This is a genomic window from Saccharothrix sp. (genome assembly GCF_031180885.1).
GTDB lineage: Bacteria > Actinomycetota > Actinomycetes > Mycobacteriales > Pseudonocardiaceae > Actinosynnema.
Map to the genome: position 1 here is coordinate 36,954 of NZ_JAPSLK010000016.1, position 24,100 is coordinate 61,053.

Annotated in this window: 18 protein-coding genes and 1 pseudogene; 7 read left to right on the forward strand and 12 right to left on the reverse strand. The window is 70.3% G+C overall.

Annotated features, from left to right (window positions below; all coding sequences use genetic code 11):
• Window positions 1-432 precede the first annotated feature (432 nt).
• A complete protein-coding gene (locus tag RIN75_RS20180; RefSeq protein ID WP_309113527.1) occupies window positions 433-1,194 on the reverse strand; it encodes a crotonase/enoyl-CoA hydratase family protein in 762 nt (253 codons plus the stop codon).
• 60 nt (window positions 1,195-1,254) lie between these two features.
• Between RIN75_RS20180 and RIN75_RS20185 the strand changes: the two genes are divergently transcribed.
• Window positions 1,255-2,613, forward strand: a complete 1,359-nt coding sequence (locus RIN75_RS20185) for an FAD-binding oxidoreductase (protein WP_309113528.1) — start codon at window positions 1,255-1,257, stop codon at window positions 2,611-2,613.
• A 10-nt stretch (window positions 2,614-2,623) separates the two neighbouring features.
• Complete coding sequence (locus RIN75_RS20190; protein WP_309113529.1) at window positions 2,624-3,859, forward strand: cyclopropane-fatty-acyl-phospholipid synthase family protein; 1,236 nt, start codon at window positions 2,624-2,626, stop codon at window positions 3,857-3,859.
• Between the two features lie 258 nt (window positions 3,860-4,117).
• On the opposite strand, the gene RIN75_RS20195 is transcribed toward RIN75_RS20190, so the two are convergent.
• The 4 genes from RIN75_RS20195 to RIN75_RS20210 form a co-directional block, all read right to left on the reverse strand.
• Entirely contained in the window at window positions 4,118-4,957 is an 840-nt protein-coding gene (locus tag RIN75_RS20195; protein ID WP_309113530.1) for a trypsin-like peptidase domain-containing protein, read from the reverse strand.
• A 45-nt stretch (window positions 4,958-5,002) separates the two neighbouring features.
• Entirely contained in the window at window positions 5,003-7,099 is a 2,097-nt protein-coding gene (locus RIN75_RS20200) for an EAL domain-containing protein (protein ID WP_309113531.1), read from the reverse strand.
• Between the two features lie 754 nt (window positions 7,100-7,853).
• Complete coding sequence (locus RIN75_RS20205; protein ID WP_309113532.1) at window positions 7,854-8,756, reverse strand: ABC transporter substrate-binding protein; 903 nt, start codon at window positions 8,754-8,756, stop codon at window positions 7,854-7,856.
• Complete coding sequence (locus tag RIN75_RS20210; protein ID WP_309113533.1) at window positions 8,753-9,883, reverse strand: LLM class flavin-dependent oxidoreductase; 1,131 nt, start codon at window positions 9,881-9,883, stop codon at window positions 8,753-8,755. The genes RIN75_RS20205 and RIN75_RS20210 overlap by 4 nt, the downstream gene beginning before the upstream one ends.
• Window positions 9,884-10,224: 341 nt before the next feature.
• Between RIN75_RS20210 and RIN75_RS20215 the strand changes: the two genes are divergently transcribed.
• From RIN75_RS20215 to RIN75_RS20225, 3 genes are read left to right on the forward strand one after another with little or no spacing between them, the layout of a single operon-like run.
• Entirely contained in the window at window positions 10,225-11,058 is an 834-nt protein-coding gene (locus tag RIN75_RS20215) for an amino acid ABC transporter permease (RefSeq protein ID WP_309113534.1), read from the forward strand.
• The gene (locus tag RIN75_RS20220) at window positions 11,055-11,816 is read left to right on the forward strand and encodes an amino acid ABC transporter ATP-binding protein (RefSeq protein ID WP_309113535.1); all 762 of its coding nucleotides are present in this window, start codon (window positions 11,055-11,057) and stop codon (window positions 11,814-11,816) included. The genes RIN75_RS20215 and RIN75_RS20220 overlap by 4 nt, the downstream gene beginning before the upstream one ends.
• Window positions 11,813-13,636 carry an FAD/NAD(P)-binding protein gene (locus tag RIN75_RS20225; protein ID WP_309113536.1) on the forward strand — a complete coding sequence of 608 codons (1,824 nt, stop codon included), beginning with the start codon at window positions 11,813-11,815 and terminating at the stop codon, window positions 13,634-13,636. Before RIN75_RS20220 ends, RIN75_RS20225 begins: the two co-directional genes overlap by 4 nt.
• Window positions 13,637-13,639: 3 nt before the next feature.
• Here RIN75_RS20225 and RIN75_RS20230 read toward each other — a convergent pair whose 3' ends face one another.
• From RIN75_RS20230 to RIN75_RS20255, 5 genes and pseudogenes are all read right to left on the reverse strand, one after another.
• A complete protein-coding gene (locus RIN75_RS20230; protein ID WP_309113537.1) occupies window positions 13,640-14,413 on the reverse strand; it encodes a hypothetical protein in 774 nt (257 codons plus the stop codon).
• 11 nt (window positions 14,414-14,424) lie between these two features.
• A pseudogene (locus RIN75_RS44160) lies at window positions 14,425-14,763 on the reverse strand (flavin reductase family protein).
• A 755-nt stretch (window positions 14,764-15,518) separates the two neighbouring features.
• Window positions 15,519-16,283, reverse strand: a complete 765-nt coding sequence (locus RIN75_RS20245) for an ESX secretion-associated protein EspG (protein ID WP_309113540.1) — start codon at window positions 16,281-16,283, stop codon at window positions 15,519-15,521.
• Window positions 16,280-17,773: a PPE domain-containing protein gene (locus tag RIN75_RS20250; protein ID WP_309113541.1), complete on the reverse strand. Its 1,494-nt coding sequence runs from the start codon at window positions 17,771-17,773 to the stop codon at window positions 16,280-16,282. The genes RIN75_RS20245 and RIN75_RS20250 overlap by 4 nt, the downstream gene beginning before the upstream one ends.
• A gap of 11 nt (window positions 17,774-17,784) precedes the next feature.
• On the reverse strand, window positions 17,785-18,195 hold the full coding sequence (locus RIN75_RS20255) for a hypothetical protein (RefSeq protein ID WP_309113542.1): 411 nt from the start codon (window positions 18,193-18,195) through the stop codon (window positions 17,785-17,787).
• Between the two features lie 159 nt (window positions 18,196-18,354).
• On the opposite strand from RIN75_RS20255, the gene RIN75_RS20260 reads away from it, so the two are divergent.
• Window positions 18,355-21,099, forward strand: a complete 2,745-nt coding sequence (locus tag RIN75_RS20260; RefSeq protein WP_309113543.1) for a BTAD domain-containing putative transcriptional regulator — start codon at window positions 18,355-18,357, stop codon at window positions 21,097-21,099.
• Here RIN75_RS20260 and RIN75_RS20265 read toward each other — a convergent pair.
• Entirely contained in the window at window positions 21,075-21,548 is a 474-nt protein-coding gene (locus RIN75_RS20265) for a carboxymuconolactone decarboxylase family protein (RefSeq protein WP_309113544.1), read from the reverse strand. The two genes, RIN75_RS20260 and RIN75_RS20265, sit on opposite strands and share 25 nt — an antisense overlap.
• 113 nt (window positions 21,549-21,661) lie before the next feature.
• On the opposite strand from RIN75_RS20265, the gene RIN75_RS20270 reads away from it, so the two are divergent.
• Window positions 21,662-22,147, forward strand: coding sequence for a cupin domain-containing protein (locus tag RIN75_RS20270; RefSeq protein ID WP_309113545.1), 486 nt, complete (start codon window positions 21,662-21,664; stop codon window positions 22,145-22,147).
• A 909-nt stretch (window positions 22,148-23,056) separates the two neighbouring features.
• On the opposite strand, the gene RIN75_RS20275 is transcribed toward RIN75_RS20270, so the two are convergent.
• Window positions 23,057-23,920, reverse strand: a complete 864-nt coding sequence (locus RIN75_RS20275; RefSeq protein WP_309113546.1) for a hypothetical protein — start codon at window positions 23,918-23,920, stop codon at window positions 23,057-23,059.
• Window positions 23,921-24,100: the final 180 nt, after the last annotated feature.

Sequence of the window (24,100 nt, forward strand, 5' to 3'; positions counted from 1 at the left end):
TGCCACCCCACCCAACGGGTCGCTTCGTCAGCCGGCGTCACGCAGTTGGGCGGCCGCGTGCAGTTGGGCGGCTGCGTGCTCGACCGAGGGCGTGCGGTGGCGATCACCCGGTCGAGGGTTTTGCCGGCGGTGGTCAACCCGGTGATCGCGGCGCCGAGCCGGGCGCGTTCCCGGTGCGGGTCCAGCAGCGGCTCGGGGCAGTCGGCGATGAGCTGCCCGCCCGCGGATCGCGGCCGCGGCCTTCCTGGTCACGTGGCGGTGCTCGGCAGCATCGGCACCTTCGTCCGGCGCGGTCACGGCTTCACCCCGGGCTGGCCGTGGTCGCGGTGATTCGGTGCGGCGGTGCTCCTCAGCCTCGCGGTACTCGCCGGTAGGCGTCCAGCGGCCTGAACGCACGAGCCTACCGCAAGCGTTTGCGAGAGGGTCGGAACGTCAGCCGGGGAACCTGCCGTGCCGGCCCTCGCCCGCCAGGAAGCGCGACAAGCCCCGCTCGACCTCCCGCAGCGACACCATCCCGTGCTCCATCTCGTTGACCAGCGCGTCCGCCTCCGCCATCCCCTCCTGCTCCAGCAGCGACAACCGGTCCTCCCGCATGCACAACTGCGGGAACGCCGCGAGCTGCCGCGCCAACTCCTCCGCCGCCGCCCGGGACGTCCCCGCCGGCACCACCCGGTTCGCCAACCCGATCGCCAACGCCTCCGCCGCGTCCACCGGTCGCCCGGTCAGCACCAGGTCCATCGCCCGCGACGCCCCGATCAACCTCGGCAGCCGCACCGTGCCCCCGTCGATCAGCGGCACGCCCCACCGCCGGCAGAACACGCCGAACACCGCGTCCTCGTCGGCCACCCGCAGGTCGCACCACAGCGCCAGCTCCAACCCGCCCGCCACCGCCGGACCGGACACCGCCGCGATCACCGGCTTGGACAGCCGCAGCCGGGTCGGACCCATGGGGCCGGTCGGCGACCGGGGGTCGTTGCTCCGCGCCGTGCCCAGGGCCTTCAGGTCGGCCCCCGAGCAGAACACCCCGCCCTCGCCGTGCAGCACGGCCACCGACAGCTCCGGGTCCTCGTCGAACTCCCGGAACACCTCGGTCAGGGTGTGCGCCGTCGGGCCGTCGACCGCGTTGCGCACCTCGGGGCGGTTCAGCAGGACCGTGCACACCGGCCCGGACCGTTCCACGCGTACCGAACTCACACAGCCCAAGGTACTACCGGGCGGTAATGTCAGGGCCGGCGGAATTTGGGGGTGCTGATCATGCCCGAGCGGCCTAACGTCGAGCGCGTGAGCGATCACAGCCAGGCGGTGGCCGCGCTGCGCGGCCAGTACCGGGCGATCCCCGCGGGTGCGCCCGTGCGGCTCGCCAAGCCGACGTCGAACCTGTTCCGGTTCCGCGCCGACCAGCCCGGCGGGCTCGACGTGGCCCGCTTCAACCGCGTGCTCTCGGTCGACCCGGACGCGCTGACCGCCCAGGTCCAGGGCATGACGACCTACGAGGACCTGGTCGACGCCACCCTCCCGCACGGCCTGATGCCCCTGGTCGTGCCCCAGCTCAAGACCATCACCCTGGGCGGCGCGGTCGCCGGGCTGGGTATCGAGTCCAGCTCGTTCCGAAATGGCCTGCCGCACGAGTCCGTGCGCGAGCTGGAGGTGATGACCGGCGACGGCGAGGTGGTCGTGGTCGGCCCGGAGGACGACCTGTTCCGCGGCTTCCCGAACTCCTACGGGACCCTCGGCTACACCCTCCGGCTGGAGATCGAACTGGAGCGCGTCCACCCGTTCGTCAAGCTGCGGCACGTCCCGTTCGGCAGCGCCGAGGAGTGCGCCGAGGTCATCGAGGCCGTCTGCGCCGAACGCGCCTACCAGGGCGAACCGGTCGATTTCATCGACGGCACGGTGTTCTCCGCGACCGAGCAATACCTGACGCTGGGCAGCTGGGCGGACCGCGCCCCGCACCGCTCGGATTACACCGGCAACCGGATCTACTACCGCTCGATCCAGGCTCGGCGCACCGACTACCTGACCGTGCGGGACTACCTCTGGCGCTGGGACACGGACTGGTTCTGGTGCTCGCGCGCGTTCGGCGTCCAGCACCCCGTGGTGCGCCGCCTGGTGCCCAAGCGGTACCTGCGCTCGGACGTCTACCGCAAGATCGTCGCCTGGGACCGCCGCCGCGGGTTCTCCGCCAAGCTCAGCAAGGCCGTGCAGGAACCGGTGATCCAGGACGTGGAGATCCCGGTCGACCGCCTCGCCGAGTTCCTGGACTTCTTCCACCGCGAGATCGGCATCGAGCCGATCTGGCTGTGCCCGGTGCGCCTGCGCGACCGCGCGGGCTGGCCGCTGTACCCGATGGACCCGGACGTGCTGTACGTCAACGTCGGCTTCTGGTCCACTGTGGACCTGCGGCCGGACGAGGAGATGGGCAGCCGCAACCGGTTGATCGAGGACAAGGTCACCGAGCTGGGCGGGCACAAGTCGCTGTACTCGGATTCCTACTACGAGGAGCAGGAGTTCTGGGACAACTACAACGGTCCCACTTACCGGGAGCTGAAGAAGCGGTACGACGCAGCCGGCCGGCTCCCGGATCTGTACACCAAGTGCGTTCTCCGCGGGTGAAGGAGGGTCCATGCGGTTGGCCGAGGTGTTCCAGCGCGCGGTCGGTGGCGACCGGGCGGTGGGGTTCAGCGCGTACGACGGCAGCACGGCGGGGCCGGCGGACGCGGGCGTGCGCATCGAGGTCCGGTCGCCGGAAGCCTTGTCGTACCTGGCGTCCGCGCCGGGCGAGCTGGGACTGGCCCGTGCCTACGTGACCGGTCACTTGGAGATCATCGGTGACGTCTACGGTGCGTTGGCCAGTCTGTCGGAACTTTCCCTGCGGGAAATCCCCTGGGCCGAAAGGATTTCACTGCTGGGCACGCTCGGGCGCGAGCGGCTGAGGTCGAAGGTCGAGATCCCGCCGCAGGAGCGCAGGCTGCACGGCCTGCGGCACTCGAAGGCCCGGGACCGCGAGGCGATCGCGCACCACTACGACGTGTCGAACACCTTCTACGAGTGGATCCTCGGCCCGTCCATGGCGTACACGTGCGCCGTGTACCCGACCGCCGAGTCCACTTTGGAGGAGGCCCAGTTCGCCAAGCACGACCTGGTGGCGCGCAAGCTCGGGCTCAAGCCCGGGATGCGGCTGCTGGACGTCGGCTGCGGCTGGGGCGGCATGGTCATGCACGCCGCGCGCGAGTACGGGGTGAAGGCCCTGGGCGTGACCTTGTCGCGCAACCAGGCGGAATGGGCGCAGAAGGCGATCGTCGAGGCGGGCCTGTCGGACCTGGCGGAGGTGCGGTACCTGGACTACCGGGACGTCCGTGAGACCGGGTTCGACGCCATCAGCTCCATCGGCCTGACCGAGCACATCGGGAAGGCCAAGCTGCCCGGCTACTTCCGGCACCTGTACCGCAAGCTCAAGCCCGGCGGCCGGATGCTCAACCACTGCATCACCCGGCCGGACAACCGGCAGCGGGCGCGCACGGGCGGGTTCATCAACCGGTACGTCTTCCCGGACGGCGAACTGGTCGGCCCCGGGCACATCGTGTCGCTGATGCACGACACCGGGTTCGAGGTCCGGCACGAGGAGAACCTGCGCGAGCACTACGCGATGACGCTCGCGGCGTGGTGCGACAACCTCGACAAGCACTGGGACGAGGCCGTCGACGAGGTCGGACTGGGCCGCGCGCGGGTGTGGCGGCTGTACCTGGCGGCGTCGCGGCTGGGCTTCGACCGCAACAACATCCAGCTCCACCAGGTGCTGGGCGTCAAGCTGGACGGGACGAAGTCCGGGATGCCGCTGCGCCCGGACTGGCTGGGCTGAACCCCGCACCGAGATCGACCCCGCCGCGCGAGGCCGCGTCGGCCTGTCGGCTCGCGTTTCCCGCCGATCACGGTTTTCGATCGGTGGGAAACGTGGGCCGATGGGTCGACTTTCCGGCGGCCGAGCCGCGACGCCGGAGGCGGCGCCATGTCACAGCTCACGGTTTTCGATCGGTGGGAAACGTGGGCCGATGGGTCGACTTCCCGGCGGCGGAGCCGCGACGCCGGAGGCGGTGCCATGTCACAGCCATGTCACAGCTCATGTGAGCTGGTCGGCGATCTGCTTGGCCTGGTTGGCCGGGATCGCGAAGCCGATGCCGACGCTGCCCGCCTGACCGCTGTCCGAGGCCGGCGAGTAGATCGCCGAGTTGATGCCGATGACCTGGCCGGCGGCGTTGATCAGCGGACCGCCCGAGTTGCCCGGGTTGATCGACGCGTCGGTCTGGATGGCCTGGTAGGAGACGTTCGAGCGGCGGGTCGCGCCCGGGACGGTCACCGTGCGGTCGAGGGCGCTGACGATGCCGGACGTCACCGTGCCCTGGAGGCCTTCCGGCGAACCGATCGCCACGACGTGGTCGCCGATCTTGACGTTGTCCGAGTCGGCGAACGTGGCCGGGGTCAGCCCCGAGACGCCGACCGCCTGCACCACGGCCAGGTCGCTCGACGGGTCGGTGCCGACGACCTTGGCGTCCACCGTGCGCCCGTCGTTCAGGGTCACCGTGACCTTCTGCGCGCCGGACACGACGTGGTTGTTGGTCAGGATGCGACCGTCCGCGCTCAGCACGACACCCGACCCGAGCCCTTCGCCCTGTGCACCGACGACGTTCACCTGGACCACGCTGGGCAACACCTTCGCGGCGATCGCCGAGACGTCCAAAGTGGACGAGCTCTGGAGTGCGACAGGGCTGCTTGAGGTGCCCACGACCTCACCCGGCGCGTTCATAGCGCCGACCACGCCGCCGGTGACGCCACCGAACAGGGCGGCGATCAGGGCGGCCGACGTGACGACGGTCCCGGTGCGCCGCCAGAACGGCTTGACCTCGCGCGGAGGCTCCGGCTCGTACAAAGACCCGCTCATGGCGGGGAATCCCTGTGTCATGCTCCAAGAGTCGCGCCGCCGACTATGAAGAAGCTGAGCGTCCGCCTAGGACTTGCCAAGAACCCCGGCGACCTCGTCCGCGCTCCACAGCGCCGTCCCGAACAGCGGCCCCTGCGCCCCGGTCACGCCGAGCTCCCGCAGCCGCCGCGCCTCGAACTCGGTCCGGACACCCGCCGCGTACAGGGGGATGCCCAGTGTCCGGGCCCACGTGAGCAGCGCCACGGCCGCGCTCTCGTCCAGCCGGTTCGCGCCCTCGGCCAGCCCGCGCACCGGCGAGCCCTGGAACTTCACCCCGTGCAGCGGGACCTGCCGCAGCTTGTCCACCGGGATGTTGCCGCCGCCCATCTGGTCCAGCACGAACCGCACCCCGTGCTCGGCGAGGATCGCCAACTCCTCCGCCTGGTCCTCGTTGATCAGCGCGGGCAGTTGCTCGCCCAGCTCGAAGCGCAGCATGGACGCCGGGAGCCCGCTCTCCCGCAGCAGCCGCCGGACCTCGGCCACCAGCTCCGGCTCCTGGCACTGCCGCGCGGTCAGGTCCATGGTCAACACGGGCGTGGCCGACCCGAACCGCCGGTACCAGGCGCCCGCGTGGTGGCACGCCTGTTCCATGGCCCACCAGCCCAGTCGCGCCGCCATCCCGGTGCACGCCGACAGCGACGCCAGCGACGCCGGGTCGAGGTAGCCCTCGGTCGGGTGGTCCCAGCCCAGCCGGGCCTCGACGGCGATCAGCGACCCGTCCGCCAGTGACCGCACTGGCTCGTAGTCGACCCGGAAGTCACCCTGCTCCAGCCCACCGGACACCGACGCGGCCAGCATCAACCGCCGCCGTTCGCGGTCGTCGCGGGCCTTGTCGTAGAGCGCCCACCGCGCCTTGCCGTCGTCCTTGGCCCACCGCAGCGTCACGTCCGCGCACCGCATCAGCTCGGTCGCGTCCGCCCCGCGCGCCGCCTGCACGACGATGCCCACGCTCGCCGTGACGCCGATCCCGCTGTCACCCACCCAGACCGGCTCGGCGAGCAGTTCGACGGCCTCTTCGGCCAGCGTCACCACGGTCGCGATGTCCACCGGGTCGGGCACCAGCACGCCGAACTCGTCCGGCCCGATCCGCGCGAGCTGCCCGACCCCGCCGAACACCTCCCGCAGGTGCCCGGCGACCACGTTGAGCACGCGGTCGCCCACGTCGTGCCCAAACGCGTCGTTGACCACCCGGAACCCGTCGATGTCGAACACCACCAGCGCCAGCGTGCCGGGTCCCTTCGACCCGACCGCGCCTTCCAGCCAGCCCAGGAACTGCATGCGGTTGGCGAGGCCGGTCTGGACGTCGTTCAGGCTCTGCCGGAGGAGTTGCGACTGGAGCGCCCGAACCTCGTCCAGGTTCTCCACCATGGCGACGTGGTAGACGGGCGCACCGGCGTCGTCCCGGACGAGCGACACCGCGATCAGGACGTCGATCACCTCGCCGTCCGCCCGCACCATCCGCTTCTCGGCCCGCACGTGGTCCCGAACCCCGGTGGCGAGCACGGCGGTGACCTCGTCCACCGAGTCCCGGTCGTCCGGGTGCATCAGGTCGCGCGCGTCGCGCCCGGCCAACTGCTCGGGCCGGTAGTCGAGCAGGGCGAGGAGGGCGTCGTTGAAGTCCAGGACCTCGGAGTCGAGCCCGATCACCGCGATCCCGACGGCGGCCGTCCGGAACACGGCCCGGAACTTCGCCTCACTGGCCCGCAACGCCGCCTCGGTGTCCCGGATCGTCTGCACGACCTGCGACCTGCTCCGCTCCTGCTGGTCCAGGGTCCGCTCGCGCAGGGCTTCGCTGTAGCCGGCCGCGATACCGCCGAGGACGGCCATGAGGCGGTTGGTGTGCTTCGCCGGGAAGGTCTCCAACAGGTGCTCACCGACGAACGCCAGGGTTCGTTCGAGGGCGGACGGGGACGTGAACCCGTGTTCGACCAGCCCACGTCCGACTTCTTGGGCTTGGGCGGTGGCCTGGTCTGTCATGAGGGCGGTGTGCAGTCGGTCGGCCAGCCCGTTGAGCGCGACCTGGTTTTCGAGCAGGTCCGACCCGAGCACGGCGGCCCATTCCCGGACGAACCCGTCCCCGTCGCGGGCGAACGCCCCGCGCGCCACGCCTGCCTGGTCGACCATCATCATCCAGCTCTTGAACGCCCGATCCTCGTGGGACCCACCCGGTTGCCGGCCTTGTCGGGCGATCAGATCACCGCGATGGCCGCACTTGCGCAATTCCCGATCGAATGTCACTCGAATGGAGCACGGTGGGTGCGCCGACCGGCGTCGAGCTTACTGGGGTCGCGCCGAACCCGCGCAGCCGGACCTTGTTGCCAACTCATGGCGAATTAACCGCCCCGGTGGCCGGCTCCCAGCCTTGTGGGAGAGCCGACGCCCGTCCCTGAAGGCGCGATGCGTCCCTGAAGGCGCGAAGCGTCCCCGAAAGCGCGATGCGCGTTCATTCTCCAGGAGGGTGGAGCGCGTTGCGTATACACGCGCGCAGCGTGGACTTGAGCAGCGAAGCGCCGGTCTAAAGATCAAAAGCGCCTCACCGGCGGGCGAGCCGCCAAGGATGACACAACTACAACTGCGGGGGCTTCTTGCTTGTGCCATCCCCGCATGACCCGGCAAAGCCGACCACATTTTTGGTCGGGTGCCGCTGAAAATTTTGCTCGTTCCTCACAAATTTCCGGCTGCACCCGGCCAAAAATGTGGTAGCCCTTCGGGCGGGCCATACGGGGATGACACAAGCAAGAAGCCCGAGTTGAGGTGTGTGCCCCGGCGGCACGCCAGAAGGCGCTGTGCGCCGAAGAGCAGGGCGCTGTGCGCCGAAGAGCAGGGCGCTGCGCGCCAAGAGCGGAGGTTGGGTTGGGTGTCGTGTTCAAGGGGTGGATCAGCGGTGTTCTGGTGGGCTGATCTGCGACTCCGGGATGGCGGAAGCCGTGGTGCCCCACTTCTCCAGGATGCGTTGGTACGTCCCGTCCTTGATGAGCTTGTTCACCGCCGCCTGGAACGCCGGTGTCAGCGCGGAGCCCTTCTGGAACGCGAACCCGACGTCCAAGCGCTTGAACTCGTTCAGGAACTTCAGGTTCGGCTGGTTGGCCGCCGCGTGTCGCAGACCGTTGATCGTGCTCATGATGACGTCGAAGTGCCGCTGTTGAAGGCCCAGGAAGATGGCGGCGTTCTCCGAGAAGGTCAGAACCTCGTACGGCGGCTTGCCCGCCGCTGGGCAGGTGGGTTTTTCGCGTTCCAACGTGGCCTCGAACGTTGTGCCGGCGCCCACCGCGATCTTCAGGCCGCAGAGTTGTTGGAGGCTGGCGACCTCCGGAAGGCGAGTGTCGTCCTTGCGGACGGCGAAGCCCTGGCCGTCGTTGATGTAGGTGACGAAGTCGATCGTCTTGAGGCGGGCCTCGGTGACGCCGAAGTTGCCGGTGCCGACCTCGTACTTGCCCGACGTCAACGCCGGCAGGATGGCCTCGAAGCTGGCCACCTCGCGTTCCACTCTCACACCCAGCACCTTGGCAACCGCCTCGGCGATGTCGATGTCCTGGCCGAGCACGGTCTTGTTGTCCTCGGCGTAGTACGACGACGGCGGCTGGCCACCGACCGACGAGCCGAACTTCACGACTCCGGCGCGGCGGGTCGCCTCCGGGAGCAGAGCGGCGATGGCGTCGTCCTTCTGGACGGTCGACAGCACGTCCGTGGTTGGTTGGGTGCCGGGGCTTGCCTGGGGCGCGTTGCAGGAGACGACCAAGGTCAACAAGGCCGTCAGCATCAGGAGGGTGCGGGTGGTCATGCGTCCACCGCGATTGATTCGCGTTGTGCCGCAGCGGCTTTCGTGCGGGTTCGGTCGCGTTTGGCGACCTCTTCGCGGACGATCGGGATGACGTACCGGCCGAAGTCGATGGCGTCGTTCAAGGTGTCGTAACCGCGAGCCGAGAAGATGTCGACACCTAGGTCGTAGTAGTCCAGCAGGGCTTGGGCGACGGTTTCCGGGGTGCCCACGAGAGCGTTGGAGTTGCCGGCACCGCCGGTCGCGGCTGCGGTCGGTGTCCACAGTGCACGGTCGAAGCGTTCGCCGCGCGCGGCGATCTCCAGAAGGCGTTGCGAACCGGTGTTTTGGGGGTTGGTTGGAGAATGCCTGCGGGGACCGACTGAGGTGCGGTGCTTGATGGCGTCGACTGTTCGATGTGCTTTTTCCCAGGCCAGGGCCTCGGTCGGGGCGAGGATGGGACGGAAGGCCACCTGGATGCGTGGGGTGTCGGTGCGGCCGGCGGCCAGCGCGGCCTGTTTCACCGACTCGATCTGGGCGGCGGTGTCGGCCAAGGGTTCGCCCCACAGGCAGAAGATGTCCGCCACCGCACCACCAGCCCGGTAGGCGGCGGGGGAGGAGCCGCCGAAGGACACGTTCGGCCTCGGCTGCTGCACGGGGAAGACGTCGCTGACGAAGTCGGCGAAGCGGTAGTGCCTGCCCTCGTGGTCGAACGGGGTGGTTGACGTCCACGCCTGCTTGACGATCCGGATGTACTCCTCGGTGCGCGAGTACCGGTCGTCCTTGGTCAGGTAGTCGCCCTCGCGCTGCTGCTCGTGGTCGGTGCCGCCGGTGATGAAGTGCACGGTCAGCCGGCCGTCGGAGATCCGGTCGAGCGTGGCGAACGTCTTCGCGGCGAACGTCGGGTAGGACACGTTCGGCCGGTGCGCCAACAGGATCTGGAGCTCGTCCAGCTCCGTGGCGACGAACGCGGCGGCCTGCGCCGGGTCCGGCGAGCCCGAGCCGTAGGCGAACAGCACTCGGTCCCAGCCGTGCTCCTCGTGCGCGCGGGCCAGCCGCAGGGTGTAGTCCTTGTCGAACGACGCACCGCTCCGGGCGTGCGTCTCGGAGCCGTCGTTGGTGCCGCCGATCCCCAGGAACTCAACAGGCACGTCGAAACCTTCCACTGAGAGTGGCAAGAAAACAGAGAAGAGGGTGGAAACGCCGACGCCCCAAGGCGTTGAGGGAGACGCGTGGGTCGGCCGAAGAAGAGGGCGTGTCAGAGCGGACAGGAGGAGGACCACACCCGACCGAAGTCGATGTGGCCGCGAATGACCAGCCGCAGGATGTCCACGGAACCAGTGCAGCAGCGGACGGACAGATCGTCAACGGCGGTTCGACGGGCGTCCAAATCGCGGAATCCCTTGACGGGCAGCGTTGTCGCGCGCATACGATCACCGTGCGGCGTTGAGGGACGCGGCACCATCCACCCCCTCCTGCGCTGGAGCAGCCGATGAGCGCTTCGACCGTCGCCCCTCCCGCCCCAGGTCGCACCACCGCCGAGATCGTGCCGTTGCGCCGTCCGTGGCGGTGGGTTTCCGCCGCGCTGGTGCTGGCCGCCGTGCTGGCGTTCGCGTGGTCGGCGGTGACCAACGAGCAGTTCCAGTGGGCCGTGGTGGCCCAGTACTTCACCGCCGAGGCCGTTCTGCGCGGGCTCGGCCTCACCCTGTGGCTCACCGCGCTGACCGTGGTGCTGGGCTTCGTGATCGGCGGCGTGCTGGCCGTCATGCGGTTGTCCGGCAACCCGGTGCTGGTCGGCGTGAGCTGGGGCTACGTCTGGCTGTTCCGGTCGGTGCCGCTGCTGGTGCAGCTGCTGTTCTGGTTCAACATCGGCGCGCTGTACCCGGCGCTGTCCGGCGCCACGCCGGTCATCGGGCCGGTCACCGCGGTCGTCATCGGCCTGGTGCTGCACGAAGCGGCGTACGCGGCCGAGATCGTGCGCGGCGGCATCCTGTCCGTGGACGCGGGGCAGGTCGAAGCGGCGAAGGCACTGGGCATGCGCGGCGGTCGGGTGCTGCGCCGGATCGTGCTGCCGCAGGCCATGCGGGCCATCATCCCGGCCGCGGGCAACCTGCTCATCGGCACGTTGAAGGGCACGTCGATCGTGAGCGTGCTGGCCGTGCAGGACCTCCTGTACTCGGTGCAGCTCATCTACAACCGCAACTACCTGATCATCCCGTTGCTGCTGGTCGCCACCGCCTGGTACGTCGTCGTCACCAGCCTGCTCGGCATCGGCCAGCACTACGTGGAGCGCTACTACTCGCGCGGCGCGGGGAGGCTGTCGTGACGGTCGCCGTCCAGGTCACCGATCTGCACAAGAGCTTCGGCGGCACACCGGTGCTGCGGGGCGTGGACCTGACCGTGCCGCGCGGCTCGGTCACCTGCGTGATCGGCCCGTCCGGGTCGGGCAAGTCGACGCTGCTGCGCTGCCTGAACCACCTGGAGAAGCAGGACCGCGGCGAGATCGAGGTCGACGGCGTCCTCATCGGCTACCGGCGGCACCGCGGGAAGCTGTACGAGCTGAAGGAACGCGAGATCGCGCGGCAGCGGGCCGGGATCGGCATGGTGTTCCAGGGTTTCCACCTGTTCGCGCACCTGACCGTGCTGGAGAACGTGGTGGAGGCGCCGGTCGGGGTGGCCGGGGTGCCGCGCGCGGAGGCCGAGGAGCCGGCGCGCTCGTTGATCGCACGGGTCGGGCTGGCCGGGCGTGAGGACGCCTACCCGCGGCAGCTGTCCGGTGGCCAGCAGCAACGGGTGGCGATCGCGCGTGCGCTGGCCATGCGGCCCGCGGTGATGCTGTTCGACGAGCCGACGTCCGCGCTGGACCCGGAGCTGGTGGGCGAGGTGCTGGCGGTGATCCGGGACCTCGCGGCGGACGGCATGACGATGGTCGTGGTGACCCACGAGATCGGCTTCGCGCGGTCGGTCGCGGACCACGTGGTGTTCCTGGACGAAGGGGTCGTGGTCGAGTCCGGGCCGCCGGCGGAGGTGCTGGACCATCCCCGGCACGCGCGGACCCGCGAGTTCCTGGCGCTGGTGCGATGAGCGTCGTCGTGTTCGCCGGGGCCGGGCCGCGCACGTCCGGGTTGCTGGAACGGTTGGGGGCCAACGCTCCCGAGCTGTTCGACGGTCCGCTGGAGGTGCACCTGGTGGACCCGTTCCCGGTGGGGGCGGGGCGGGTGTGGCGGCACGAGCAGTCGCCGTTGCTGCGGATGAACTCGATGGCAGAGGACGTCACAATGTTCACCGATTCGTCGGTGGCGTGTGACGGTCCGGTGCGACCGGGGCCTTCTTTGGCGGAGTGGGACGTGTCCACTGTGGAGCTTGATGCCGAAGTGCGGGCGGAGTTGGCCGCGATGGGGCCGACGTCGTTCCCGAGTCGGCGGGTGCAGAGCGCTTACCTGAAGTGGTTCCACGAGTTGGCGGTGGAGTCGTTGCCCGCGGGGAGTTCGGTGCACGTCCACCCGACCCGGGTGGTGCGGGTGACCGGGTCGTCCGGGGTGCGGCAACGGGTGTGGCTCGCGGGGCGGGCCGGGCCGCTGGTGGCGGACGTGGTGGTGTTCGCGTTGGGGCACCTGGACACCGCGCTGTCGCCGGAGCACGCGGCCTTGCGCGACTACGCCGAGGAGTACGGTCTGACGTTCGTGCCGCCGGCGTACACGGCGGACGTGGACCTGTCCGTTGTGCCGGCGGGTGAGGACGTGGTGGTGCGGGGGATGGGGTTGGCGTTCATCGACCTGGTGGTGCTGCTGGCCGAAGGGCGCGGCGGCACGTTCGTCCGGGTGGACGAGACGCTGCACTACCTGCCGTCCGGGCGTGAGCCCCGGTTGCACGTCGGTTCACGGCGCGGGGTGCCGTACCACTCGAAGACCGGGTACCGGTTACGGGGCGCGGCTCCCGAGGGGCCGCGGTTCTTCGTGGCGTCGGAGCTGCTGGCGCGGCCGGGGGAGATCGACTTCCGGTTGCACGTGTGGCCGTTGATCGCCAAGGACGTGGCTTACGGGTACTACCGGGAGTTGTTCACCGGGCACCCGTCGCGGGTGCGGATGGCGTGGGAGGAGTTCGCCGGTCGGTTCGCGGAGTTGGACTGGTACAGCTCGGAGATGCGAGGGTTGGCGGAGGAAGCGGTTCCGGGGGTTGTGGACCGGTTGGACTTCGAGCACCTGGACCGGCCGATTGACGGGTTGGCGTTCGATTCGGCTGATGGGTTCCAGGAGTTCCTGCGGTCGTATGTGGCGGCGGATGTGGCGCGCCGGTCGGATCCTGCGTTCAGCGCTGATTTGGGTGGGTTTTTGGCTTTGTTGACGGCGTACGGGCAGTTGTCCGTGCTGGCGGCTTCGGGGCGGTTGACCGGTGAGGACGGGTGGTGGCACGGGTTCTTCAGCTACTTCGCGTCCGGGCCGCCGCCGGACCGGTTGGAGGAACTGCTGGCGTTGTCGCGCGCGGGGGTGGTGCGGTTCCTCGGGGCGGACATGTGGGTGGAGGCCATGGACGGGGTGTTCCTGGCGGGTAGTGCGAGCGTGCCGGGGGAGGTGGTGCGGGCCAGGGGGTTGATCGAGGCTCGGCTGCCCGCGCACACGTTGTCGGCGACGGCGGAGCCGTTGTTGTGTTCGTTGCTGGCTTCGGGGGAGGTCCAGGACCGGGCAGGGTTGGTTGCCGTGGATCCGGTGGACAGCCGGGTGTTGGACGCTTCAGGGGTCGCCCATGCGCGGCGGTTCGCCGTGGGGCCTTACACGACCAACAAGGCACAGGCTGCCTTTGCGCGACCCAACACCAACAACCCGGCGTTTCGGCAGAACGATGCGGTGGCGCGGGCGGTGTTGGGTTTTCTGGCGGCATCGGCGGTGGACGAGTCGGTGGCTTAGGGGTTAGAACCGGCGTCGGCGGATCTTTTCGATGGCGCCGGAGCGCAGGTCGGTCGTTTTTAGGGCGTAGTCGCCGTTGCGGAGGTGTTTGGTCACCGGGTAGCCGCGGACGGATGCCGGGAGGTAGGAGCGGAGGGTGTGGCGCATGGCGGGGTCGTGCTCGTAGTGCTCGCCCCAGTCCGGGTCGTCGGTGCCGAAGAGGAGGTAGTGGTCGGTGGGGACCAGCTCGATCGGGTCCGGGACGCGGCCGGCGTGGCTGTGCAGGCCGGGGAGGACGACCAGGTCCGGGTCGGTGGGGCGGTACCAGAGCAGCAGCGGCTTGGACCGGCGGGCCTCCGCGTTGTCGAAGCAGCACAACGCGATCGCGTGGCCGGGGAAGGTGTCGGCGTAGAACTCGAGCAGGTCCGGGGACAGGGTTGGGCGTCGGCTGGGCGGGACGGCTTCGAGTGCCGTCGGGATGTGCGTCGGGTTCGGGGCCAGGACGACGGTGTAGACGTCGTGCGGGACGATCGAGGCTTGGGCTGGGAGTTCGAGCGAGTAGAAGTCGGGCTCCGTGGGCTCGCGCAGGCGGGTCAGGAGGTCGGTGCTCCGGCCGGTGGGGATGAGGTTCAGGCTGTTCGTCGGCAGGTGCAGGATCAGGCAGTTCGGGCCGTCCACGTGGTTGACGGCGGTGTTCTGGTGGCCGAACACGGTGATCGGGCCGTGCTCGGGGTGATCACGCAGGCCCGCGTACAGGATCGTGTGGCTGAAGCAGGCTGTACCGCTGGAAACGCACACGAGATCGCATTTTAGGCCACCGAGGTGTAGCGGCCCTGGAAGCGGACCAGGGGCGGGTTGCCCGTTTGGTGCTGGATCTCGACCGGTTCGCCGACGAGGGCTACGTGGTCGCCCACGGCGATCCGGCGGGCCGTGCGGCAGCGCAGGCGGAGGGGTGCGTCGAGCAGGTGCGGGACACCGTCCACATCGGACTACCAGCGAGTGGCTGGGCCGAAGCGGTCGGAACCGGTGCGGGCGAACAGGTCTGAGAGCGCGGTCTGGCCGGAGTGCAGGAGGTGGACCGCGAACAGGGGTGCGGTGCGCAGGACCGGCCAGGCGGATGCGCCTTCGGCGATCCAGACCACGACCATCGGGGGGGTGGAGGCTTGCGGAGGTGAAGGAACTGACCGTGACGCCTACCGGGCCGTCCGGGCCGGTGGCGGTGACGATGCCGACCGCTTGTGGGAAGTCGTGCAGAGCTGTGCGGAGGTCGGTCATCGTGCCACCGCGGCCGTTGTCGCGAACCAACCGGCGTCCGCGAGTTGCTCGGTGAGGGCGGTGATCAGGACGGTTTGGTCTGCTGCCAACGCCGACTCGTTGACGAAGAGGCCTCGTCCGGGGACGGATGCGCCCAGCTCTACCAGTAGTGGTTTGAGGTGTACTTCCACGGCCAGTGCGTGCTTGTCCGCTGCGGCGACCAGTAGCGGGACTGCGACCTTCCCTCAGCAACGTGCTTCGCGCTCTCAAGCGGTCGCGCTGCGCGCTCTCAAGCTCGAACGCGCTGCGCGCTCTCAAGCTCGAACGCGCTGCGCGCTCTCAAGATTACAAGCGCCTCGCCGGCGGGCAGACCACCGATGGGGGAAGGGCGTCGGTTCCCCCCACCGCATGGCCTGGCAAAGCCGACCACATTTTTGGCCGGGTGCCGCTGAAAATTTTGCTCGTTCCTCACAAAATTTTCGGCTGCACCCGGCCAAAAATGCGGTAGCCCTTCGGGCAGGCCATACGGTGGCGGAACCGAAGCCCTACCTGTGGCTGGGAGCCCGGCCCGCCGCGCGGAGCGCGGCGGAGAAGCGCCGCTGCGCGGCGAAAAGCGGGGGCGCTGGGCGGCGGAGGGCGTGTGGTGCGGCTAGTGGACAGTGGTCAGGACCTTTTCGATTCTGGTGGCGATGCGGTCGTTGTCGGTCGGGGCGAGGCTGAGCCAGCCGTCCTCGTGGACCATCAGGTAGCGGCCCTGGGTGGTGTCGAACCACGTGATGAGCGTGCCCGCGCGGGTGGGGCGGTAGCCGCCGCCGACGCTGACGCCGAACTGGCCGCCTGCCACGCGGTTCGCGGCCAGTTCACCGACCATCGCCGCGTCGTCGCGCGACAAACCCGCCTTCTGCAACGCGGCCCGGTCGTCCAGTTCCTCGCCGCCCCACGGGTCGTCGTCCTCGTCGTCGCCGTCGTCCTGCTGGAGGGCGACTGCGGCCGTGAGGGTGTCCAGGCGTAGCGAGAGGGCGGTGCCGGGGCCTGCTGTTCCGTCCGGGAGCACCTCGACGATGGAACGGGCCAGGGCGGTCGGTCGGATCTCCAACAGGCCGATCTGGCCGCTGTCGATCACGGCCAGGACGGCCCGGGTGCCGTCAGAGGCGGCCACGGCGCGCACCGGGCGGTCGATGTGGGCTACGGCGTCCACGGAGAGGTGGTGGTCTGCCAGTAGGCGCAGGAGGTCGGTCAGGCGGGGGCTCGGGTCGCCGTAGTCCGCCAGGACCTTTGCTTTGAGTTCCGAGCGTTCGGACTCGGTCGTGCCGCTACTGGGGACGTCCAACGGGTACGGCAGTCGACCCAGGTCCAGGTCGTGCCACAGGACGTCCAACTGGACCGGGGTGAGGAGGAACTCGGGCTCGATCACGCCTCGCCGCCCTTCTTCTTCGGCTTCGCGCCGCCGATGACCGAGGGCGGCAGGTTCTCGCCGGGCACCTCGAAGATGTCCTCTCCGCGCAGGTACGCGGCGGAGCGGTGTTCCTTGTCCTCGTCGCCCTGACCGCCCGCGGGCGCGCCGCCCATCGGGGCGCCGCCCATGGGCATGCCGGACGCGCCGGAGGCACCCGGGGCCATCGGACCGAAGTTGGCGGGCATGGGGCCGCGTTGGCCCACGACACCGGTCGAGCCGCCGGCGGCGAGTTGGCCGCCGCCACCACCACCGGAACCGGTCGGGCCGAAGCCGCCGCCACCGCCGAAGCCGCCGCCACCGCCGCCGGGGAAGCCGCCGGGCATGCCGCCAGGTCGGCCGCCGGGAACACCACCAGGGCCACTGCCGGCGGGGCCGCCGCCTACGGGCGGGGTGCCGGGAGTGCCGGCCGGGACGTACGGCGGGTACTTGCCGGGGGCCTGCGGCACGACGGTTCCGGGGGGAGCCGGCCGGTAGGGCGGGGGCTGCTGCTTGCCACCGGTCGAAGCCGGCGGCACGTACGTCGGGGGCGCGTACGACGGCGAGGTCTGGCCGCTGCTGGACGGAGGCGTGTACGCGGGCGGGGTGTACTTGTTCGCTACCGGGACCTGGGCGGCGGCTGCGGCGGCCGTGGTGCCCTCGGGGCGGTAGGACGTAACCGGGGCCACGGGAGTCCCGCCGCTGTAAGAGCCAGAACCGGGGCTGTAGGAGCCGGCGGCGTGGGTGCTCGGAGGCGTGTACGAGGGTGCGGCGGGTGCGGTGGCTACCGAAGCGGCTTGAGTGGTGCCGCCGCCGCTGGGGGCCATGGCGGGCTGGGCGTCACCCAGCGTGGGGGCGCTCGCCGTGGCCATCAGCATGGCGGGTGGTTCCTCGACCCGACCGGTCACCGGGTTGTACGGCGGGGTGAAGCGGGGAGTGGTCTGGTCGACGGCCCGGGACTCGTTCTCCATGGTCGTCATCACGGTGACGGCGTGCTCGTGCAGCGCCCGCGCCTGGTCGTTGGCCGCCTGCACGTCCGCCGCCGACGTCACCAAGCCCTGGATGCCGCCCTGGGTGAACGTGCCGGTCGCCTGGTCCCAGGAGAACTCCACCGGCTCGGGCATCGACGCCCGCGCGTTCTCCATGATCACGCTCTGGTCCTGCACCCGCTTGCCCACCTCGACGGCGGTGGCGGCGGTCTGGGTCACCCACTCGGCGAGCTTCTTCACGGCCGCGCGCGCACCGTCGGCGGCCTCGCCCGTCCAACCGGTCTCGGACGCGGCGACGCGCTCGTTGATCACCCGCGCGGACTCGGTCAGCTCGGTGCCGAACTGGCCCCATTCGGCGCCGATCTCGCCGGTCTGGCCGGGGTCGTTGTTGTTGTGCACCGCCTCGTACAGCTCGCGGTGGGACCGGGACGCCCAGTTCTGGGCGTCGGTGAGAACCAGGTCGATCTCCTGCTGGTCGGCCATGGTCGTCCCCCTCACTCGCCGCTCAGGCGGGTCAGCTCGGAGCCGTGCTCGTCGTCGATCGCCTGGAAGTTGCGGATCGCGCTGCGCACGGAGTCGTGGGTCTGCTGGAGCACTTCGCGGTAGGCCGTCATCACCGACACGAACGACAGCGGGTCACCCTCGGCGCGGGCCTCGAACTTCGCGGCCATGCGGTCGCCGACCGGGTTCGCGCCCAGCGGCGCGGGGCGGGCCAGGCGGCCGGCGCGCTCCAGCCACGAGTCGACCTGGTCGATCTGCTCGACGAGCATCCTGCGCAGTTCCTCGCCGGTCGCCGGGTCGAGCGTCACCCGTCCGGAGTTCACCGACTCCGACAGCGCGAGGACCTTGGTCCCCGCGGACGGTTGTGGGGCCTCTTCCGGATTCCCTGGCTCGGCGATGTACATGGTGGAGTCCCTCGCGAAGGCAGCCTGCTGGACGCAACCCAGGCTCCCCGCGCGCGCCAACGCGGCCCCAACGTCGCGCCAATGCGGGCTTCCGGGGGGGTGCCGACCACTGTGGGAAACTCTTCGACTACGGGGTGCCAACGCTGAAAGGTCTTCGGGATGCGGGTGAACCTGCTCGGGCCGGTAGAGCTGGTTTCCGCTGGTGGTGAACCCGTCCGGCTCGGCGCGGCCAAGCGCCGGACCGTCCTGGCCGCGTTGGCGTTGGAACTCAACCGGGTCGTGTCCGGTGACCGCCTGCTGTCGCTGGTGTGGGACGGCTCACCCCCGCCGCAGGCGAAAGCCGCCCTTCAGGGACATATCGCCCAACTCCGGAAGGTGCTCTCGGACGGCGTGGCGCTTCTCACGCGCGCGCCCGGCTACGTGCTGACCGGAGACCGGGGCGCGGTGGACGTGTTCCGGTTCGAGGACCTGGTGGCGTCGTCCCGGGACGCGGGCGACGAGACCGCCGTGGCCCAGCTGGCCGAGGCGCTGGCGCTGTGGCGCGGGCCGGTGCTCGCCGACGTGCCGGGTGACCGGGTGCGGGAGGCGGTGTCGGCGCGGCTGGAGGAACTGCGGCTGGTGGCCGTGCAGGAGCTGGCGACGCGGCTGTTCCGGCTGCACCGCGCGGCGGACGCGGTCGGCGAGCTGAGCGACGCGGTGGCCGCGCACCCGTTGCGCGAACCGCTGGTGGCGCGGCTGGTGCTGGCGCTGCACTGGACCGGTCGGCAGGCCGAGGCGCTGGAGGTGTTCCACCGCACCCGCGAGCGGCTGGCCGAGGAGCTGGGCGTCGACCCGGGGCCGGAGTTGCGCGACGCGTACCAGACCGTGCTGGCCGGCGACACCGCGCCCAAGCGGGTGGAACGCGGCCCCGCGCCCGCCCAGCTGCCCCGTGAGCACCGCGGGTTCGTCGGCCGTGAGCCGGAGCTGGCCGACCTCGCCGACCGGCTGGGCGGCGACTCGGCGATCGGGCTGCTCGTGGGCCCGGCCGGGGTGGGCAAGACGGCGCTGGCGCTGCGCTGGGCGCACCGCGTGGCGGCGGACTTCCCGGACGGGCAGCTGTTCGTGAACCTGCGCGGGTTCGACGAGACCGAGCCGCTGGACCCGCGGACCGCGCTGATCGGGTTCCTGCGGGCGCTGGGCCTGTCCGACTCGCAGATCGCCGTGGACCTGGAGGACCAGGCCGCCCAGTACCGGTCGCTGCTGGCCGGGCGGCGGGTCCTGGTGTTCCTGGACAACGCCCGCTCCGCCGAGCAGGTCCGGCCGCTGCTGCCCGGGTCGGCGGGCTGCCAGGTGCTGGTGACCAGCAGGCACCGACTGGACGACCTGGTGGTCACCGAGGGCGCGTCCGCGCTGCACGTGCAGACCCTGCCGGAGAACAACGCCGAGGACCTGCTGGCCGCGGCCCTGGGCCGGACGAGGATCGACGCCGAGCCCGACGCCGTCGCCGAACTGGTCGAGCTGTGCGACCGGCTGCCGCTGGCGCTGCGCATCGCGGGCGCGCGCCTGGCCTCCAGACCCCGGTGGACCGTCCAGTCCCTGGTCGACGAGCTGCGCGACGAGCAGCACCGGCTGTCCGCGCTGGAACTGCCCGAAGCCGGGCGCGGCGTGCACGCGGCCCTGGCCGTGAGCTACCGCGAACTGCCAGAGGGCGCGGCCAGGTTGTTGCGGCGCCTGGGTTTGCACCCCGGCACCGACCTGGACAGCTACGCCGCCGCCGCGCTGCTGGACATCAACGTCGTCAGCGCCCGCACCCACCTGCGCACGCTGGCCTACGCCAACCTGCTGCACGAGTCCACGCCCGACCGGTACTCGCGGCACGACCTGGTCCGGCTGTTCACCCACCAGCTGGCGGTCGGCGAGTCCGAAGTGGACGGTGCCACGGCCCGCCTGCTGGACTACTACCTCCACGTCGCCGACACGGCCCGCGCCCACCTGTCCGACCACGTCCGCCCGTTCAGCCCGCCCGAGCACAAGCCCGCGAGCTACCCGCAACTCGCCTCGCACGCGGCCGCACTCGACTGGTTCACCTTGGAAGAGGCCAACCTCGGCCTAGCCCTGGACACCGCCCTGGACAGCGGCCACCTCGAACGCGCCTGGCAACTCGCACTGTGCCTGGACGCCTTCCACTTCCGCCGCGGCAACCGGGTAGACCGCTTGGCGTTGTGCCGCATCGGTTCCGAGGCCGCACGAGCCTTGGGCGACACCCGCGCGGAAGCAACTTTCCTGCTGCGTCTGGGTTCCACGCTCGCCGACCTCGGCCGCTTGGAGGAGGCGGTCGATGCCTGCACCCGCGCCGCCGAACTCGCCCGGGGCGACCGCGACCTGGAATTGGCCGCCCTGGCGAACCTCGGCTACTGCCTGATGGCCGACGACCAACTCGACCGGGCGCAGGAGACCATCCTGGAGGCCCTGGAGGTCGCACGCGAGGTCGGCGACACCCGTTCGCAGGCCAGCGTGCAGAACAACCTGGCGAACGTGTTGCTGCGCAAGCGTCTTCCGGAAGAAGCGTTGCGCCACGCCACCGAGGCCCTGAGCCTGTTCACCTCGGCCGCACCTTCCAAGGCCCACACCGCGACTTTGCACACCGTGGGAGCCGCGTCCCAACAGCTGGGCCGCCTCGACGAAGCCCTGGAGCACTACCGGGAAGGGCTCGCACTGGCCGAACGGCTGGGCGACCGTTACCAGGAAGCGTTGTGCCACAGGGCGATCGGCGATGTGCTGGAGCAGTCAGTCGGCCAGGACGCGGCGACCCCCCACTGGCTGACCGCGCTGCGGCTCTACCGCGATCTGCGCGTGGAGGACGCCGACGACCTGGCAGCGAAACTGGACCCCCGGGCCGATCAGCCGAACATGCCGGGCCGGTAGTCGCCCGCGGGCTGGCGCACCAGGACGTTGACCCGGTTGAAGGCGTTGATCACCGCGATCGACGCCACCAGCGCGGCCAACTGGTCCTCGTCGTAGTGCTTGGCCGCGTTCTCCCACACCTCGTCCGACACCCCGCCCGCGGCGTCCGCGATGCGCGTGCCCTCCTCGGTGAGTTCCAGGGCAGCGCGCTCGGCCTCGGTGAACACGGTGGCCTCGCGCCACGCGGCGACCATGTTGAGCTTCTCGGGCTCCTCACCGGCCGCGACGGCGTCCTTGTAGTGCATGTCGGTGCAGAAGCCGCAGCCGTTGATCTGGCTGGCGCGCAACAGCACCAGGAACCCGGTCGACTCCGGCACACCCGTCGCCTCGACCGACTTGCCGGCGGCCACGAGGTGCTTGAGGAACTTCGAGGTGGTCTTGTTGGTGAAGAGGTTCAGGCGGGCTTCCATCGCGTTGCGCTCCTTGTCCGTCCGTGGGTTTGCGATGAGGTGACGGATGCGGCGGGCGCGATGTGACAACCTGTCGGTGTGGCGTGGGCCACCCTTGTCGGAGAAGGGGATCGATGAGCTACTACACCGGGTCGACCGGCGAGATCAGCGCGCTGTGGCGGCCGGTCGCGGACGTGGAGACGATCGACCGGCCGAAGTCGCAGGCGAGGCTGGTCGCGCCGGGGAGCACGACGCAGGGCCAGTTCGGGCTGTTCGAGTGGAACATGAAGCCGCGGTCGGGCGGGCCGGGGGCGCACTTCCACAAGACGTTCTCGGAGTCGTTCTACGTGATCTCGGGGACCGTGCGGCTGTTCAACGGCGAGAAGTGGGTCGAGGCGGGTGCGGGCGACTTCCTGTACGTGCCGGAGGGCGGGATCCACGCGTTCCGCAACGACGGTGACGAGGCGGCGTCGATGCTGATCCTGTTCGCGCCGGGGGCACCGCGCGAGGAGTACTTCCGGGAACTGGCGGAGATCGGGGACTCCGGCCGGCAGCTGTCGGCGGAGGAGTGGACCGAGCTGTACGCCCGGCACGACCAGTACATGGTCGACCAAACCTGACGGCCTCTTGCTGAACGGCTTGGCCTCCGCCCCCGATTCCATTGTCTCATGGGGCACCGACAAGACCGGGGTGGCGGCGGGGACAGTGATCTCGCTGAGGCCGGCCTGCTTTCGCGCCGCAGGCGCCCCCCTGGGGGCCTGCCGCGCGGCGAGCGCCGCTTTTGATCTTGCAAGCGCGCCAGCGCGTCGATCTTGAGACCGTGAAGCGCGTTCGGCTTGAGAGCGAAGCGATTCGTCCAAAGCGCCCGAAGGGCATCGCGGTCATCGCCAGTAGCACCGGCCCCCGGGATCGGTGACTTCGCCGGTCCCAGGTGGCTGAAATGGCACCTGAAAGGCGACCAGGTGAGCCGTGCTCAGTTCGTGGGCGTGAACTGCGGCCTGTGCGCCACCGAATGGGACGTGCAGCGCAAGAACCTGTGAACCGGCACACCCCGCCAACCAGCCAACCGGCACACTCCGCCAACCAGCACAACCAGCACAACCGGCACAACCGGCACAACCGGCACAACCGGCACAACCGGCACAACCGGCACAACCAGCCAACCGGCACACCCCGCGAGCCGTACCCATGGCGCAGCGCACGTGGGGGGAAGCGTGCGTCGCTTTTCCGGGAACCCGTCCGGGTCGCACGTCGGGGGAGCGTGCGACCGCGGTCACGGGTGACTCGCGGGGTGTTTCCGGGGGCCGCCGGCCGTTCGGTTGGGGGGAGTTCCGTCCGGCCGACGGCGGCCGGGCTGCGCGGGCGCTCCTGTGACGCCTCGGGGAGAGGGCCTGCCCGCGCCCGAGGGGGTGTTGGCGCTGGTGGTGTCCTGACGTCCGGGCGGCATCCGCGAGCCGACCAAAACTAGAACGAGTCAGGTCCGGAAGGTGTTCCCCGGGTGTCCAGGGTCACCCGCACACCCGCCGACCTCACCCCTCCCCTCGCAGGGCGGACATCTTCGATTCGGCGGCGGTCAGCTTCTCGTGGGCCGCAGACGCCTTCCGACGTGCGCGTTCGACCTTCGCCGCAGCCTCGTGGGCGGCCTGCTGAGCCCGCCGGAGCTCGACCTTCAGCTCCTCGACCCGCTCCTCCCGCGCCGTCAGCTCAGCCTCCGCCTCAGCCAGCGCCCTGTCCGCATCCCGAGCACCCGAACGAGCCGCCGTGATGTCCTCCCGGGCCTTGGCCAGCTCCCGCTCACGCTTCTTCTCCCGCCTGGGCGCAAGGTCGTCCCGAGCAGTAGACGCGCGATCGCCGCCCTTGGCAGGCGCGGGCACGGCCGTCTCCGACAGCGGCCCGAACCCGGACTGCTCGACCGGCTTGACCAGCCGACCAGCCCGAATCCGCGCAGCCAGCACCGCGTCCGCCAACGCCGAGGTCAACGTCGTCCGCACCTGCTGCACCGCATCCGGCCCCAACGGCGACCCGGCGGCCCGCGCCAGATCCTCCGTCAGCCGCACCAACGCCCCCACCACCACCCGCCGCTTGCCGCTCAACTCCCGCAGCACCCCGCCCTTCAACCCCTCCTGGGCGGCCCTCAACTGCTCGCCCAAGGCCACGGCCTGCGCGTATTCAGCAGCGTGCTGCCGAGCCAGCTGGTTGAGCGCCCAAGCGGACAACGTGGGCTTGCGCAGCGCGGCGACCTGCTTCGCCAGGGCCTTGTCCCCGCGGTCCAGGGCGCGCCGGGCGGCGGCGTCCCGGGCCGCGACGAAGCCGGCCGGCGGCAGGGCGTACAGCTCGTCGGCTATCCGGTCGATGGGCGTCGCGTCCACGATGTCGACCAGTGTGCTCGCCATCGCGTTGATGTGCGATTTGTTACCGATTCAAGACGCTGCCCGCTGATTCACCGTTGACACTGGTTGACATTCGGTCCGGTCGGCTCTTGACTGGACGCACCACACCGGTTTCGAACTGGTGTGGCACTTCTCGCGTGTGCGCGCAATCCACCGTTCAGTCCAATGTGGACCTGTTCTTTG